The sequence below is a fragment of the Burkholderia sp. MSHR3999 genome, assembly GCF_000833595.1.
Classification (GTDB): Bacteria; Pseudomonadota; Gammaproteobacteria; order Burkholderiales; family Burkholderiaceae; genus Burkholderia; species Burkholderia ubonensis.
Map to the genome: position 1 here is coordinate 171,635 of NZ_JRFO01000006.1, position 16,891 is coordinate 188,525.

At 59.8% G+C, this 16,891-nt stretch carries 7 protein-coding genes; all 7 read right to left on the reverse strand.

Translation table 11 applies throughout. From position 1 onward, the window contains the following. Nucleotides 1-31 precede the first annotated feature (31 nt). Nucleotides 32-529 carry a hypothetical protein gene (locus tag KY49_RS18105; RefSeq protein ID WP_231636452.1) on the reverse strand — a complete coding sequence of 166 codons (498 nt, stop codon included), beginning with the start codon at nt 527-529 and terminating at the stop codon, nt 32-34. 222 nt (nt 530-751) lie between these two features. Beyond that, nucleotides 752-1,342: a hypothetical protein gene (locus KY49_RS18110; protein ID WP_042586013.1), complete on the reverse strand. Its 591-nt coding sequence runs from the start codon at nt 1,340-1,342 to the stop codon at nt 752-754. 412 nt (nt 1,343-1,754) lie between these two features. Continuing rightward, a complete protein-coding gene (locus tag KY49_RS18115; RefSeq protein WP_042586014.1) occupies nt 1,755-2,324 on the reverse strand; it encodes a hypothetical protein in 570 nt (189 codons plus the stop codon). A 23-nt stretch (nt 2,325-2,347) separates the two neighbouring features. Further along, a complete protein-coding gene (locus tag KY49_RS18120) occupies nt 2,348-4,108 on the reverse strand; it encodes a ShlB/FhaC/HecB family hemolysin secretion/activation protein (RefSeq protein ID WP_042586015.1) in 1,761 nt (586 codons plus the stop codon). 19 nt (nt 4,109-4,127) lie between these two features. Continuing rightward, nucleotides 4,128-4,586 carry a DUF6911 family protein gene (locus KY49_RS37465; protein ID WP_143135414.1) on the reverse strand — a complete coding sequence of 153 codons (459 nt, stop codon included), beginning with the start codon at nt 4,584-4,586 and terminating at the stop codon, nt 4,128-4,130. Next, nucleotides 4,583-15,343 carry a hemagglutinin repeat-containing protein gene (locus tag KY49_RS18125; protein WP_082062413.1) on the reverse strand — a complete coding sequence of 3,587 codons (10,761 nt, stop codon included), beginning with the start codon at nt 15,341-15,343 and terminating at the stop codon, nt 4,583-4,585. The genes KY49_RS37465 and KY49_RS18125 overlap by 4 nt, the downstream gene beginning before the upstream one ends. 852 nt (nt 15,344-16,195) lie before the next feature. Next, nucleotides 16,196-16,642 (reverse strand): plasmid partitioning protein RepB C-terminal domain-containing protein, encoded by a 447-nt coding sequence (locus KY49_RS35845; RefSeq protein WP_197083588.1) that lies wholly within the window; start codon nt 16,640-16,642, stop codon nt 16,196-16,198. Nucleotides 16,643-16,891 lie beyond the last annotated feature (249 nt).

Below are 16,891 nucleotides of genomic sequence, written 5' to 3' on the forward strand. Positions count from 1 at the left end.
TGGAGCCTTATGCTCAAGCTGTCATGATAATTCATTGAATCAGCGCACTCACGGCATCGATACCGATCGCCGACATGTCGATACGCGAGCCTTCGATGGGAGTCTGATAATGCGCGACGATCACTCGCTGAAACTGCTGCCACGCATCGGCAAATCGATACGCGGGCGCAGCCGCAAGCTGAGCATCGTACAAGAGCAAGATACGCTCGACAGCGGCAAAATCCTCGTCCTTCAACACCCATCGTTCACCGTTGAGCGCTCTTGTCACGCAGTCTTCTACGATAATCTCGGCGATCCGAAACTGCTCGATGTCGGAACCCGCTGCTGTCACGTCCCGCATGAAATACGACAGATAGACGATCTGTGCGAGCCGGCCGAGTTGTACCGCATCGCCTTGGCCGCGACGCAGAACAGACAATGCGACATGCCCCTCAAGCGACAGTGTCCGAATTGTATTGTTCGACATCGGCAAAAGCTGATCCTTGGTGAGCGGCTTACGCTTCGTTCGACGGGGAGAGTTTCGTGCCATATCAGTCAACCATGCAAGTTCTTAGCAATCTGTACAACAGGGTCATCAAAGAGAGCAAGGAACAGCGTCTCATCGTTTCGAAGAAGCAGCCGGCGGATGGTCCGTGGGCGTCCAGGCCAAGACTCCTACGGCCCGTCATGCTTCTTGACGGTAAAGGAACTCATCGGATCATCGACTCGTCCAGAAGGCTAAGCCTTCTGGACCTCATCAAACCGTCAATGTTCAGTGCTTCAGACGGACGACGTATATCCCGGCGTCCTGCGCGCTCGCGCTAAGGCTATAGTTCGGCGGATTCACATACGACGCTCCCTGAACCAGCGGCTTGTATACCGTCGGCCCATTTGAGTGATCTGCAAGTTCGATCACGGGCGGGTTCGGGCTGGGCGTAACGTTGGTCGTAAAGTTCAGCGTCAGCGTTGCAGAGGCCATCGAGTGAAGACTCCCCTGAGGCACCTCAACACCGTAGATGTAATCCCCGGTCGCACCGGCCGAAGACGGGTCCATCTTGCCCAGACACACGGTCAGATCGCCGGTCAGGCCGCTCGCAGGTGTCTTGAGCGTGAGCGTAGCGATACCATCGTCGGTCGTAAGATTGATGTTCGCGTTGGCTATCACGCTGCTATTCGAGATCGTCAGCTTCTTGTAGCCGTCCGTGCACGCAAACGACGGCGTTGACGATGTCGACGTGGTCTGCGACGTCGAACTCGTTGCGTTTCCGGACGTCGCACCGCCGCTGCTGCCGTCGCCGCCACCACAAGCGGTCAGAAAGACCGCCGAACTCATCAAACCCGCCAGAACAAGTTTCTTCTTCATTGCCTACCCCTTTAATTGTTAAATACAACTAACAAACCTAACAGCGCATCACTTGGCGATATGGCTCAAGTCTTCCGGTGCGTCCCCGGTATAAAAAGGCGCGGCTGTTCCGCAGACCGCGCAAAGCGTCTAAACCTGGAGGGGGGTCTAGACGCGACCAATCAAGCAAAAGCCAATCGCCGCTTCCGCTTCACGATAATTTTCGGCTGCGCAGCAGGCGCAGAGGCACGCTCTGGTGTCTGCGAGTCGACTTCCACCTGTCGCGCCTTTTGCATTGCACGGCGTTTTCTGTTCAACCATGGATGGCGCGGAGGAAGCCTGATTAACGGCTCGTCATCCGATGCGTTCAAGGCTTCCAATTGCCTATCGTCCACCCCCGCCCTCCTTCCAGGACCTACGAAGTCCCGCGCGGTCATCCCGCTGGCGTGTCGACACCCATGTCTCGACATTTTTGCGCCGCGCGCGCGTTGACTAGCTCTGTCCGGACATGCGCGTCGATAACAGAAAGCTTTCGAACAGTGAGATCCAATCCGCTGGATGACCGGTTGCTCGCGAATGCCTCGTAATCGGTACCGGGCTGCGGAACAAAGGTGCGCGCAACGTGCTGGAGCATCTCCGTGGTAACAAATCCGTTGACTTGCGACCAGCCACCTTTGTCCAACGTAATCGTCAGCGGCTCATTGGCCTTGATCACATATTCGTCGTAATAACGATACGCATCGTCCGGGACCGGCATCCCAATTGTGGTATTGGCCAAATGCAACATACGCGGCTTTGCCACTGCCATCCCACTACGACCGAATCCCAATACACCGTTCTTCGGCTCACATGCAGTGTTGAAGTAAAAATGCGTGGTAGTGCCAAAGTAAACGCGAATCCTCGCATCGGTCGTCGGATCATATGCCATATTCTCGACGCTCTGCGACGCGCAGCCGGTAAGCACCACACCGAGAGCCAGCACCATCAATATTTTTCTAGCCATTCTGAATTCCGTATCGGGTACTTTTAAAACTGTGCAGTTACCTGGAACCCGACCGTGACGCGCGCAGTCGGGAACCCGGACGGTTTGTAGATCGGCGTGCCCGCGAACAGGTCATACGCATAGCCACCGAATCGAGTGCCGACACTGCCCTTCACGCCGATCACTGCGCCAGCCAATTGCGTACCAACAAGCGCAATCGGTTGCGGCCCCCACACGCGGCCATAGTCCATCCCTGCGTACACCGCCTGGCCCGTCTGGCCGATCGGCATTTGCAATTCGTTACGCCAGTACAACCCGCGCGCCGCCGCCAGCATTGTTTCTCCGTCGAAACCGCGCACGGTGTATCGACTGCCGATGGTCATGTCATCGAGGTAGTACAGGGTGTCCCCGGTGTACTGGCCGTGAAACGTGCCGACATAGCGAAACGGCTGCTTGCCGATCGCGAACGGCACCGAGAGGTTGGCGTCGAGCACCGCCATCTTGAAGCGATACGTTGGGCCACCGCCCGCGGCAAGCGTGTCGGCCTGCGCACCGAATCCGCCGACGCCCTGCCGGTATGCGAGCGAGCCGTCGAACTGTGCGCCGTCAAAGTAGTGCCGATCGGTCAGGCCAAGCTCGATGATCGTGTTGTTGCGACGCTGCTGCGAAATCTCGGTGTCTTCAATGAAGCTTTTCCCGAACCGGCGCGACAACCTGAAATACCCGCCCAGCACGTCGTTCTGGCTGCGCGCAATCACACGGGCCAGCTTGAAATCCACCGTCTTCGAATTACCGCTCGCGACGAACGTCTGGTTCACACCCGCAATCTGCTGGTAGTAGGTGTTCGTGTTTGCGGACAGCGTAGCAGTCCAGTAACCCCATGGAATCGAATAGAAGCCGTTCCAGCCATGCGAACCGAGGCGCTTGTCGCCGAACTCAAGGTCTTGGCTCACGCCGACGTTGAACATGTCGTTCAAGCCGAGCGGGTTGTCGATGCCGACTGACAAGTTGCCTTGAAGCTTGCCCGTAGCGCGGGTGCCTGAATTATCGATCGATGCGACAACGGTCCACGGCTTGCCGCGTTTCACGTCGAGCACCACGTCGCTTTCGCCCGGCAACTCGCCGGGAACGATCTGCATCGAGACGTCCTGGCTCGTCACGCGTTTCATTTGCTCAAGACCCTGTTCTAGGTCGCGCAGGTTCAGCACTTCGCCATCGCCGGTCGGGAAGGCCGTTTTCCAGGTGCCGCGCAGCTTTTCGTCGGCAAAGCGGACACGACGAATCACGCCGGGAATCAACGAGAGTTTCAGCGCGCCGCTCGAAAGGTCTTGCTCGGGGACGAGTACACGCGTCGTGACGTAGCCGCGTGCCAAAATTGCCTGAGACAGCCCCTTGACCAGCACGTCGACGCCTTGCTTGCCGACGCATTGCCCGACGTAGTGGCTCAGCCATTCGCGGGCAAACGCGAAGCGATCCATCGGTAGCGCGGACGCGCCTTGATCTATCACTGCGTCGGGCAACGACGCGGGCACGTCGAGCGTGAAGCGATCGATACGAAAGCACGGCGTTTCCGTGGGAAGCGCCGGAAAAGCTTCGATCTTCGGCACGTCCGAGCGCATCGAAGGCGCGCGCACGGCCGCGTCACGTTGCTGCGCGTCGCGTTGCTGCTGCGCCTGCCGATCCTGTTCCGCGTTCGCTCGCGCGGCCGCCGCTTGGTCAGCAGGCGTCGGGGCCTGCTGTGCGTGTACCCCGAGCGATACCAAGGCTGCAATCGGCAATGCCGTCAGCCGTTTTCTAATTTTCATTTATATTGTTTTTAAATAATCAGCGCGGCTTTCTATCCCAAACCGATCGAGTTTGATTGAGACTCAATTCCGTTAAATTCTGATGCAAGTAGAAATCCCGAAACATTTCCAGCGCCACCGATATATCGCGACATACCGTTCGATCATCCCACTCATGACCTAAAAAGCTAGTGGTTCCTCGAAATGGCGCATCACCCGGTTCCCACCATTCGCGCCGTGCCGTTTTCTCGGTCGGAGGGGTTACAGGATCATAGACAAGCCGACACTCGCCAGGATGGGAATACATCGCAAGAGAATCCCCTAGCAAGAGTCTATCTACATCCTCGCGAACGGCGATCGTCAGCGTGACCGTCCCACCGAATTCAAAGACACGTCGAATCCACTGCTGAACCTCCTCCCACGACGCCTCTTCACTATTGAAGGAAGATAATTCCCCAGAATTTTTGCTCGCCGCCTTCAAACGAATAACATTTTTCAAAATTTCGCTCCGTGAGTTTCAACCAGCTTATTTCCCATGCCTCTAATCCATTGAGAAATCGATCCGTCCGCCCCGTTAACTACGGTAAGCTTACTTAGGCCGGCAGCGTCAGCCATCTTAACGAGATCAGATTGGCAATAGTCACACGGTGCCAACCCTCGAACTACGATCGTCATAGGTTGATCTTGGGTCAATCCCGCGTTATATGCTTGCTGAATGACACCGATCTCCGCGTGGGCCTCGCCGTAGATTCCGTTCGGGTCTCCAGGCGCTACCAATTTCGAAATAAGCGTAGGTTGACTCGGGTCAGAAAATCCAACTCCTCGCGCCGTCTGATTGACATCATAGAACGATCGCCCGCCAATGCTTGCGTCAGCCGTCACCTGAACCGGCGCGGATGCGCCGGGTAATGTCTTACCAATCAGCGGATCGACAGATTGCGCCTTAGCAAGATCGATCGCAAGTGGCTCAACCGTAGCAGCGTTTGCCGTTCCGCCGGATGTTACCGCCTTCGGTACATCCGCTACAGACTGCGCAACCACGTCCGACACGGCAGCCGCGACCCGCCCGGCAATCGCCTTAACGGCTCCGGTTGCCAATCCACCGCCCATGGTTATCGCAATTAAATCTTCAGCAGTGTGCTCCGGCGCGATTGCATCCCTAGACGTTCCCGCTTTTGTAATCTGGTCTTGCGCGAAGCCAGCCACCTGTTGATTAGTCGGGCCGTTCGGATCAACGTAATACTGCGATCCGATCCCGGCCGTCTGAGGCGTTTGTCCCGGAGCGAGTGCATGCGCTGTTCCCCCCGGCGTACCAAACAACGTCGAGTCGTTGAATTGAGCACTCGTCGACTGGAAGGTCTTGACCGTACTGCCATCCGCAACGATCGCGCCGGTCGTGCCCGAGATCGTGTAGCCGGACATCTGATTGATCGCATTCTGTGCAATCTTCAGATTCTGCATAAACGTGTCGAGCGCTTGCGAGTTGCCAGACGCCTGAGCAGCCTGCACCAACTGAATTTCGTACTGCGTAAGCAGTGTCTGTGCCTGCGCGTCCACCTTCGCGCCTGCCGCCAACGTCAGCATGTTGGTCCAGTAGTCGGCCAGCTTCGCCTGATCGGCCGGTGTCTTCCCGTTCGCGGTTGCGATCCCCTTCGCCACCGTGGAAATCATGGTGCGTTCTTGCGGGTGAAGTTGGCGATTGAACAGATCCGCGCTCAACGCACCATTTGCGCCGCTCATCGCACCGGCCGAGCCACCCAGCAAACCGCCCGCCGCCGCACCAGCCAGCCCCGACGCCGCATTCGCTAACAACGTGCCGCCCAGTGTATCGCCGAGCGCCTTGCCCACGGCATTGCCTGCCATGTCACCGGCCACCGTGCCAGCGACTGCCCCGGCTACATTGCCCCCACCCATCGCCGCACCAATCGCGGCAATCCCGGCGTGCGACGCAATGCGGGCGGCACCATCGTTACCCCACAGGGCTTCCTGCTGCTGCGCCGCCGTAAAGTCAGCCTGCGCTTGCGCCATCCCGGCCGTGTCACCGGCTGCGCTGGCGTTGGCATATACGAGTCGGGCCCTGGTTTCGTCTGCGATCGCCTTGTTTTGCAATGCGTTCGCTATGTCGCCCACCACCTGCATGCCGACTTGGCCGACCGACTGCTGAACCGCGATGTCGTTCTGCACGTTCTGCGCATTGAACGTGTTCTGTACCGCGCCGTTCGTATTCGCGGTGTCGCGGCTCAGCCCAGCAGTGCTGTCATGTCCAGTACCTGCATCACCGCGGACCGTGATCTTGCCCGGGCTGACGGCCGCATAGGTCGTCCCCGACGCGTCGCTGCTCGTGCCCGCCGTCGAGAATCCGCTCGGTCCCAAGCCTTGCGAGTTCTGCGCTCCCGGTACGTTGCTCGCGCCCTGCTTGACAGGCGTATTGAGGTTCACACCACCCGGCGTGCTGTTCCCGAATCCGCCGCTCGCGCTGACGCCCACTGTATCGCCCGAGTAAGACGCGTGGTTCTCCAGATTCGAATAGCCAAGCGTCTGCGTCGACAAGCTGTTCTTGTCCGGCGTTGCCATGCTCGCAATCACGCCCCCATCGAGTTGCGTATGGTTCCCGACATTCACGTTGTATCCGCCCGTGCCCGCATAGATCCCGCTTTGCTGGTTCACCGACTGATAGTTCGCATTGATGTTCTGCTGGCTCGCGCTCGCGCTGCCGCTCACCGTCTGACCGTAGCAGAACGGCGGCACGCAAATACTTGCCTGGAATCCGGCACTCGATTGCTTGCTGTCGTACGTGCTGGTGTCCTGCTGGCTCTGGATATTCAGGTCGCGCCCAACGCTTGCGTTGACGGTATTGCCCGACACCTCCGCCCCGCGCAGGTTTGTATCGCGTCCGCTTGTCATTGACAGCGTATCGCTCGCGGTAATCTGCGTATCCCGATTCGTCACGCTGTTACCGTTCGCATGGCCGTGTGCCGTGCTCGCGCCAAGCTCAAGCGTAAAGCCATTCTGCTGTCCACCGAGAGCAGCACCCACGCCGATACTGCCGCCGCTGCTGCTGTTGCTGCTCGACTGCTGACTCGTATCCTTCGCGCTTGTCAGGTTAATATCGCGAGCCGCGCTCAGCTCAACGTTCTGCGCACTAATCTGCGTCCCGCTGGCATTGATGTCACCGTCGGTCGCAAAGCCATTCGCATCCTTGGCTCCGCTCCCCGTTGCAATCAGCGTTGCCTTACCGCCAGCGTGCAGCGTGCTCCCGTCGTTGGCGACCGAGCTCGATTGCGCTTCGCTGTGGCTGGTACCGCCGCCAATGCTGACCGTCGCCTTGACCAGTGCCTGATTCGTTGGCTGCCCGTTACTCAAGGCACTACCAACTTGATATGCGTTGTATGCGGCAAGTCCGGCCTGTGCCTTGTCGAGCGCCGCTAACCGCGAGTCACCACCACGCGCCGGCTGCCCAAACGCCTGATTCGCCTGCGCAATTGCGTTGCCTACAGCACCGCCAAGCGCAACACTGACGCCGAACTGGCTCGAATCCTGACTCATCCGGCTCTGCGTCGCGTCGGTTCCCGGATCGAGATTCAGGTTCTTTCCGATCAGCGTCAAATCCTTGCCCGCGCTGAGGTCCGAACCGGCCACTGTGATGTCCTGTTTCGCATCGAGCGTCACATTGCCGTTGCCGCTCACGATCTGGCTGCGCATCGTGCTCTGTGTCTGCGAGGCCGTGTCCTGTACGCTATGGCTGTTCGCAACGCCCACCGAAAAACCTGTAGCCGTACCGTTACTGCCGAGACTGCCAACCTGGTGGCTGCTCGACTCCTGATGCGTGACGTTGGTATCGAGGCCCGCCAGTACATTGATCGCGCCCCGCGTTGCAATCAGATCGACGCCTTGCGTTCCACTGATGCCGGAGCCGACGACGTTGATGTCGCCGGTCTTGCTCTTGATGACGACGCTGTTACCCGTGACCGACGACGCCGTTTGCTGGGTCATCGTCTGGCTGCCGTCCGAATTGCTCCGGCTCGCATTGTACGGAGACGGGCTATTCCCGCCACTGTTGGCTGTGCCGCCGACCCAGCGGGCGACGTCGCCGAGACTCGGCGTCGAAATTAGCGCAAGGCTCGTGCTGGAGTTGCTCGATGACGTACTCTGCTGAAGCTGATCCGTCGATGCCTGCAACGTCACGTTGCGATTTGCATCTAGCGTCGCCGTGCCGCCTGCGCTGATCGCCGAGCCGATCACTGCAATATCGCCGTCCACGATGTTGCCGCTTGCATCCTTCTGCGCGCCGCCAGTCGCTTTCACGGTCACATTGCCGCCGCCCCGTACCGTGCTTCCGGCGTTCGTCAGGCTCGACATATCGGTTGTACTGCTGCTGCGGCTCTGACCATACGTCACCGAAATCGACGGCACGTCCGCAGCGCTTGCGCCGATTTCGGTCAGCACCGATTGACCACGCTGAAACCCGTTGCCCGACGACGCATCCGCTTTCAGGTTGCGCACCGTATCGAACGGCGTGCCGGTCACGGCCACCGTCAGGCCGCTCGAATGCGCTTCCCGCTGATCGTGCGATTGCGCGCGGTCCTGTCCGGGATCAATCGTGACATTTTGTCCAGCGATGCTGATGTTGCCCGTTGCGCCAGTGGTATCGCCCGCGGCCTTGCCTGCCACGATGTCGCTGCCGCTGATATGGACGTCCTTTCCGCCCGACACGGTCACGTTGCCTTCAACGCTGCCGACCGCGCTTCGCGATTGGCTCTGTGTCGTCGAAGTAGCGTTATACCGATCGCTCTGTTCGCTCGATCCGATCGTGATGCCCAGGCCACCCGAACCCGACAGGCCCGAGTGCTTCTCTTGATGGTACTCGTTGTCCTGATAGGTATTGGTCGCTGCCGAGATGTTGACATTGTCCTTGGCGGAAAGTGCTACATCGTGCGTCCCGACAATGGCGCTGCCGGTGACGTTGATGTCTTTCCCGCTCACAACCGTCACGCCGTCAGCCGAGATCGTGCTGCCATTGGCGTACGTGGTGGTCTGGTCAACCCGATTCGTCGCGCTCGTATGACTTGCGAAACCGCCATGGTCATGCGATTCGTCCATGTTGGACACGTGCGTTTCGGTCGCTGCACCAACATTCACGTTGCCGACTGCCATCAGGCCCACGTTGCCCTGATCAAGCGTAATCGTGCTTCCGACGACGTTGATGTCCTTGCCCGAAGCAACGTTTAAGGTATTGCCGCTATGCAGCGTCGTGCCAACCACGGTCTGGTCAGACGTATGCAACGTTTCCGTATAGCTGCCGTGATGATCGCTACCCGAACTGTTGCTGTCGACCGTCGAAGTCGTGCTCGCCGCGCCGAGCGTGACATTCCCCTTGGCAGCGATCGTACCGCCATTACCCAAGTTGATTTGCGCGCCACTCGCGGTCAAATCACCATTCACACCGATCATCGACACACCGCCGACATTCACTGCGCTGCCCACCACGCCATTGATGTCGGTATTCGAGACACCATTTGCCCGCTGGACAATCTTGTGCTCGCCGACTTGCTGGGTACCCAGATCGTAGTTCCCGCCGACGAGCATGCCAAGATTGCCACCAACCGTCAGCGCACCCGCGTGCTGTTCAAGGTTTCCACCGGTCACGATTGCTGCATCGCCCTTGACGTCAATCTGAGCGATCGGCCCGAGCGTCGACGTGACGCTCGTTGCGCCATCGCGGCTGACCCGCTTGTCGGTCTTCACTGCGGTATCGAGAATCAGGTCGCCGCCGGCATTCAGGTTCAAGCTACCGGCTTGGACCTTGGCCGAAGTCAAATCGACATTGCCCGTCGTCGCTAACGACATCAGGCCACCGCTTTGCAGCGCGCCAAACGCGTTGTCGATCTGCTTGCCCTGAATCGACAGCTTATTGTCCGCCTTCACCGTGCCGCTGTTCGTGAAGTTCTGCGCGTCCTTCAAGTCGATGTCGGTCGCGGCAATCAGCGGACCGTTGATATTCTGCTGATTGGCCTTCGCGAGATACACGACCGGCACCAGCACCGACTGCCCGTCAACAACGCGCGTCTCCATCATGATCACGTTGCTCGTGAGCTGCGACACCTGCTCGGCCGACAGGCTCGCGCCCAGCGGCAGGTTGAGCGACTTTTCCAGCGAAGCGCCTGCCGCCATCAGCGACTGGTACATTCCCTGAAGATCGGTATAAGGACCGAGCACTGCGCGGCCGGTCAGCGACGTGACCTGATTGCGCACCAGTTGTTGCTCGTAGAAGCCATCGCCCAGCCGCTTCGGAATGTGGGTGAGATCGACGCCGATCTGACTGAAGAAGTAGTCGCTCGAAATGAAATTCTTGCGGTTCGTGAACGCCGGATTCGTCTCGATCACGTAGCTCGCGCTCGGCGATGGGTCCGGTTTGAACAAGCCACCCTGCGGAATCGTCAAGTTGTTCAGCACGCTCAACGCCGTCGCGCTGGCGATGACTGGATCGACCGTGGTCACCCCGCCATGCACCGCGGAGACGCCCGACTTCGTGCCGGTTGCATTGCCGTTTAATCCGCCAATCGTCAGGCCCGGTACGGCTTGCCCGGGCAGCAAGCCCAGCGACGGGATCGACGCATTGCCCGCCGTGTTATTGATGCTCACGCCGGTTCCGGAAATCGTGCCATTCGAACCCAAAGTCGAATGGTAGTCCGGCAACGAGTACTGCTTGACCCACGCCGGCGCTGCCTGCGTATAACCACCCGGACGGCTCGTCGCGAACGGCGCGTTGCCGAACGGCAATTGCCAATCGTGCTCGGTGTTGTCGTAGTTGTTGTAGTGATACTGCCCGGAGTACGACACCGTCACGCTCGGCGCCTGCTGGCCGGTAGCAGCATATCCGTCGCCGTCGTAATGCTGCGGCATCGCGATATTGCCGACGGCGGTGATGCTGCTCCAGTAGTTTTTCAGGTTACCGACCGATGACGCGTTGATGTTGCCGCCCGACACGATCTGCGCGCCCGGGCTGATGCCCGTCACGGTCGTCGCGGTCGCGCTATCCGCGTAGTAGGTCGTGTACTGATACGTGCTGTTCCACTGACCGCCATGAGGCGGATCGGTATACACCCCACCAATGCTGGTCGGGTCTTTCACGCCCACCTGACCCGTTTGGCCCTTGATAGGAACGCCGAACGGTGCCAACGTCGCGGGATCGGCCGAGCCGGTCGAGGTCGTCATCACGCGGCGCGTGTTCGTGATCTGATTGGCGTGCAACTCCATGTCGCCGCCGGATTGAATCAACGCCGACGCGTTGTTGATCAGGGCCGCGTTCGTGTAATTGCCGCTGGCATCCTTGCCGCCCGCGAGCACGACCTTACCCATGCCGAAGATGGCCGTCGTCGCCATCGTGTCGGTCGCCGTCGTGTCGTCACGGTTCTCGATGTCCTTCGCGAGGATTTCGAGCGTGCCGTTGCTGTCCGATGCGCCAATCAGCGCCGTCGGTCCGAGATTGGAAACCGTACCCGTCGCGTTCAGCGACACACTGCCGCCCACGAGCGCACCCGTGTTCGTCAGATTGGCTGATTGCGTATGCAGCAGCCCACCGGCCGACAACGCTCCAGTGTTGACAATGTTGCCCGCGTTGACGCTCAGGCCGTTGACCGATTGCAGGTTCGCGTTGTTCGTGAAGGTGCCCGGCAGAGCAAAAGCGAGATTGTTGCCGACGTTGAACTGCGTATCCGGCGTCGTCGTGTAATCGCCTTGCAGATTCACGTTCGCGTCGTGCGCGGCGCTGTACGTGCCGCCACCTTGCAGCGTCGACGCCGTCACCGTCAGGTCGTGCGTCGAGCTGATCTGCCCGTTCGTGTTCGTGATCGTGCCGCTCGTCGTCACGTCCACGTTGCCGCTCGAATTCGCGACATTCCCGATTTGCCCACCACTGTTGTCCAAGGCCGTCCCTTGAACGTGCAGGCTCGCGCCGCTCAACTGCCCGCCCTGCGTGTTGGAAATCGATGCCGCGCTGACCGTCACGTCACCGTTGCCGGTGATCGCGCCCATGCTCTGCACGTTACCCGCGTGGCTATTGGTGATCTGGCTGCCGCCCTGCACGGTCACCTTGCCGGTGCCAAGATCGGTAATCGAGCCGTCAGCGTTGTTGATCGATGCCGACTGGATGCTGAGCGTGCTCGCGTCACCCGCCGTTTTCTGGCCGGCCTGAATGTGCCCGGCCTGGTTCACCAGCGCACCGCCGTTCGTCAACGACAGGGACGATCCTGCACGCATCAGCCCTTGCGTGTTGTTCACGTCGCCCGCGATCGTTCCGGTGATGCCGCCCTGCGCCGAGAGAATACCGCTCGAGTTGTCCCAAGTGCTCGCGTTCACCACCGCCCGGCCCTTGGTGACGATGGTACCCGCTGCGTTGTTCAACACGCTTGCGCCATTGCCCGGCTCGATCGTCAGCGTGCCGGTGCCGGCATGCGTAATCGTGCCGCCTGCGTTGTTCAATTGGGCCGGCGCGAGCGTCAGGTCGGTGCTGTTCGTCTGAATCACGCCGCCCGCGGAATTGTCCAGCGTGCCACTCACGTTGACGCCCATCGCCGACGATCCATATTGCGTGATCGTGCCACCGTGGTTAGTCAGGTTCGGCGTGGTCAGCGCGAGCTGATTGGCCTCGAGCTTGCCCCCACTGTTGTCGAGCGTCGAATCGGCGGTGACAGACAAGTTCGGCGCAACCATCGAGCCGCCCTGGTTCGTCAGCGTGCCCGTGTGAATCGTCGCATTCGTGCTCGCGCCAATCTGACCGCCGTTGTTCGTCAGCGTGCCGCTCGTCAAGCCGAGGTCGGTATTCGACAGCAGCTTGCCGTTCGTGTTGTTCAACGTACCGCCAACCGTTGCTGCCAACCCGGCCTGAGCGTTGATCGAACCCGATGTGTTGTTCAGCGAGCCGGTATTTGCTGCGACCCGCCCATTGCTGGCGATCTTGCCGCCAACGTTTGACACCGAACCCTTGCCGTTGCCAAGCGTCAGCGTGCCGGTGCCGGCATGCGTAATGGTGCCGCCGTCGTTGACGAGCGCGGCCGGGGCGAGCGTCAGGTCGGTACTGTTCGTTTGCAGCGTGCCGCCGCTCGAGTTATCGAGCGTGTTCGAGACGTTGACGGCCATCGCGCCGGACCCGGTCTGCGTGATCGTACCGGCGTGGTTCACCATGTTGGTTGCGTTCAACGACACCTGATCGGCCTGCACGGTGCCCGAACTGTTGTCGAGCGTCGTGCCGCTCAGCGCAGCCGTCTGGCCGGCGATGGTGCCGCCACTGTTGGACAGGTGCGCGCCCGCATCGACCGTCACGCCCTGCGCGGCTTGTAACGCCCCGCTATCGTTATCGATCGACTGCCCGGAAACATGCAGATTCGTGTTCGACGTGATCGTCGCGTGGTTCGCGATATTCCCGCCCTGCACGGTCACATCGCCGTTGCCGCCGATTACGCCGCCTTGCGCACCGTTCGCGGTCGTGCCAGCCGCGTTCGTGAGCTGACCCGTCGCCGTCAACACCATTCCATCGGTATTGAGCGACGTGATGCGGCCTGCCGTGTTGTCGATCGTGGCCCCGTCGGCCGTCGCACGGCCGGCGCTCTGGATCGTGCCTTGATTGTTCGCGATGGTGCTACCGCGCAGCGCCATCGTGCTTTCCGACACGAGCACCCCGGCTTGGTTGGCGATCTGGCCCGCGGCCATCACCGACAGCGGCCCGTGCGACGACACATTACCGCTCCGGTTCGATACGTTGCCGCCCGTGAGCGTCGTACTGCCGCCGCTCGTCAGGCTGCCGTGGTCGTTGATGACCGTGCCCGCGGCGTTCGCCGTGACCGCGCCTTGCGCGCTCGTCGTCGCGTTCGTGAGATTCACGTCGCCAGCTGTCGCGTTCAGCGACAGGTTGCCGTTGGCGGCCGTCGTGCTGCCGGCCAGGTTCACGCCGGAGCCGGCCGCCGAGACGTTGCCGCCCGCGACATTCTTGCCGGTCGCATTCAACTGGCCCGCCGTCGTCAGTTGCAGGTCGCCGACTTGCGTGACGGTACCGTCACTATTCACGCCTGCACCCAGCAAGCCCGTTGAATTCAGCGAACCCGCCGTCACGCCGACGTTGTGTTGCGCCGCGAGCGTACCGGTATTCACCACATCCGCACCGGTATTGAGCGACACCGACTGCTGACCGTAGGTCGTGCCGCTGTTCTCGATCCCGCCCGCGGCCGATACCGCGACGTTGCCGACCGAACTGATCTTGCCGGACTGCACGAGCCGCCCGTCCGTCGTCAGCGTCAGGCCCATCGCATCGGCCGCGATCGTCCCGACGTTCCGGACCCCGACACCGCCCTCGGTGCCAACGAGGAAGATCCGGTTACTATACATACCGCCCAATTGACCCACGTCGATCGCGACGGCGGGCGCGGCGCCATCGCCTTGAATGCGCGTCGTCTGCAGCGTGTCGTGATTCACCTGATTCGCGCCAGTGATCACATTCAGGTTCGATGCATAAATGGCCGCATTGGCCTGTACGGCTCTGGAAATGAGATCAACCTGATCCACATTCGTGGCGTTCAGGCCCGCGCCTTGAACCGTGATGAGGCCACGCGTCACGTTGAAGCCCGCCAGCGAGCCGTCCGCATTCAGGTTCGGCATGCCTGTCGTCAGGATTGCACGTGACGTGTTGACAAACCCGCCACCATCGACCACCAAACCAGACGGATTCGAAATAATCATCTCGGCACGCTGGCCGGCGATCTCAACAAAACCTTTCAATTGTGAAGGGTTGTTGCTGTTGACCTGGTTGATGATGATCCTGGCCGAACCATTCGGACTCAGGTTCGGGTTGCCGTTGATGTAGCCCGCCTGCTGCGTGTTCGTCAGCGTGGGTGAGTTATTGACGATAACGCCGACCTTCGGTACGTCGAACTGCGAGTACGTGTTCAGCGACACGCCCGCACCGCTCGGCTTGGTGATGTTGACCTGTTGAAGACCGTTTTGCGTCTGGATGACGGACGGCGCGTTCGCGCCAGCGCCCACGACTTGGGCATTGACCCACGTCGGCACTACGCCCGTCACGATCAGCGCTGCGAACGCCGCGTGACGCAGCGCGAATTGCGTCAGCGCGCGCCGCACACTCGCGCCAGCCGCCCGGACGGTTTCTCCCCCGTTTGCCTTCCCCGACGAACTGGCAGTCTCTTCGACTGCAATCAACATGCCGCGGACGCGGCTGAATACCAGACGATATTGGTTCTTGTTCATGGATGCGGCAGACGCTCGGTTCGTGCGTCAAACGAGTGGATACGGGGCGCGTTGCGCGGTTACAGAAACGCTCGTCAACGCCAACATCAACGCGGCTGAATTTTTGTCGATTCTTCTTCACTCGCGTCACTGGCGGAACAGCGGTCTCTTCTGTCGCAATCTATCGAAATAGTTGCCGGCACAGTGTCAGAGATTGCAAGGAATCATCGATTATCCAGCGAACGGCAACGAGGAGACATCTGGTGCGCCAGCCGCCTCCCGTTCACTCACATCCACTCAATTAAATATTATCCCCCATCCAACAAACATCCATTTATCAATAAATAAAAATCAATTTAACAATATTCGACTTATGCAACACGGATCGAGCGACGATAAACGTGCAGGGCCGTCAAGCCGTCCGCATGGGCGTCCTCAACCGCTCGACACGCAGTCCGTTGCTCCGCTAAGCAATGCAGTGCTGATTAGCAACTTAATATCTGCTCCATCGGAGCTTGCGCACAACCTCATAACGCGTGAATTGCGAACACGATTGCGCAACCTCGAATATGTGCGCCGCATAAAGTCTCATCTTTTTATTTAACCTTTCCCGCACTCAGCAAAATACGCCCCATAAACGATTGCAACAAAGCGTTGCCTCACAAATCGGCTGGCAACGTGTCGATCGACCATGTCGCCAATATGCAACATCCGGCAGCTTGGTCGCTTCCGGTGTTGACGCGCACCCTGAAGTTCGTCCGGGGATGAGGGTTTTTCGGCCAATGATCGCCTGATCATTTCCGAGATGAGCTGGCTCGGAAATTCAAGGCAGAGAGAGTCGTGGTTGATCTCCGGGACTTGGACAACGGTACGTCAGGCGGCCTTGTCACCCGCGTTTACGGGGATCAGCGTCTTCACTTCGGCAATCGTCTGCAGTTGCTTCAGATAGTCGGGCCGAAACTGAGCTAGCCACCTCACGAGGCGTGCGTTATCAAGCAGGCTCACGACGTAGCTCTTGATGACGACAAGCTTCAGACTGTCGGGACCGTAGTTTTCCTCGATCGCCTTGGTATCGGCCTGAAGAGCCGCCAACTCCCGCTCGAGGCGCTGTATAGCTTCGACTGTCCCACTCGTCGCCTTACGTTCCTTTGGGCCGTCCACCAGTTGATCATCTGGCGTCGTCTCCAGCATTGCTAGCGCAAATTTTCCAGAATGGTTTTCCAGATTGTTCATCGCATGTGCAACGTCGATCTGGCGGAACGGTTTCATCTGCCGCAGGATCGAAAAAACGCGCCCCGGCACCCGCTTGTCAGCGAGCAATCTGATTCCCGAACTCGCCGGCAACGTGCTGCGCGGCAAACCCCTATCGGACAAGCGCATTCATTGCTGAATGCTTGCCCCTTCGTCAGCCCTGCCGTGAGGTCAACCGCTGCCTTCTGAAGGGCGAGTGCCTGCAACTGCTGTCTGATCGTCTCCTTTACCCGATCGAACGCCGGTACCTTCGTGGGATACATCAATCGCGCGCCTACGTCCCCGCCCCGGCTGACTGTCTGCCCCAGTAACCCCGGC

Coding starts and splice junctions, on each gene's coding strand:
- KY49_RS18125 (WP_082062413.1), bottom strand. CDS start 15,343: ATGAACAAGAACCAATATCGTCTGGTATTCAGCCGCGTCCGCGGCATG.
- KY49_RS18110 (WP_042586013.1), bottom strand. CDS start 1,342: ATGAAGAAGAAACTTGTTCTGGCGGGTTTGATGAGTTCGGCGGTCTTT.
- KY49_RS18120 (WP_042586015.1), bottom strand. CDS start 4,108: ATGAAAATTAGAAAACGGCTGACGGCATTGCCGATTGCAGCCTTGGTA.
- KY49_RS18105 (WP_231636452.1), bottom strand. CDS start 529: ATGGCACGAAACTCTCCCCGTCGAACGAAGCGTAAGCCGCTCACCAAG.
- KY49_RS18115 (WP_042586014.1), bottom strand. CDS start 2,324: ATGGCTAGAAAAATATTGATGGTGCTGGCTCTCGGTGTGGTGCTTACC.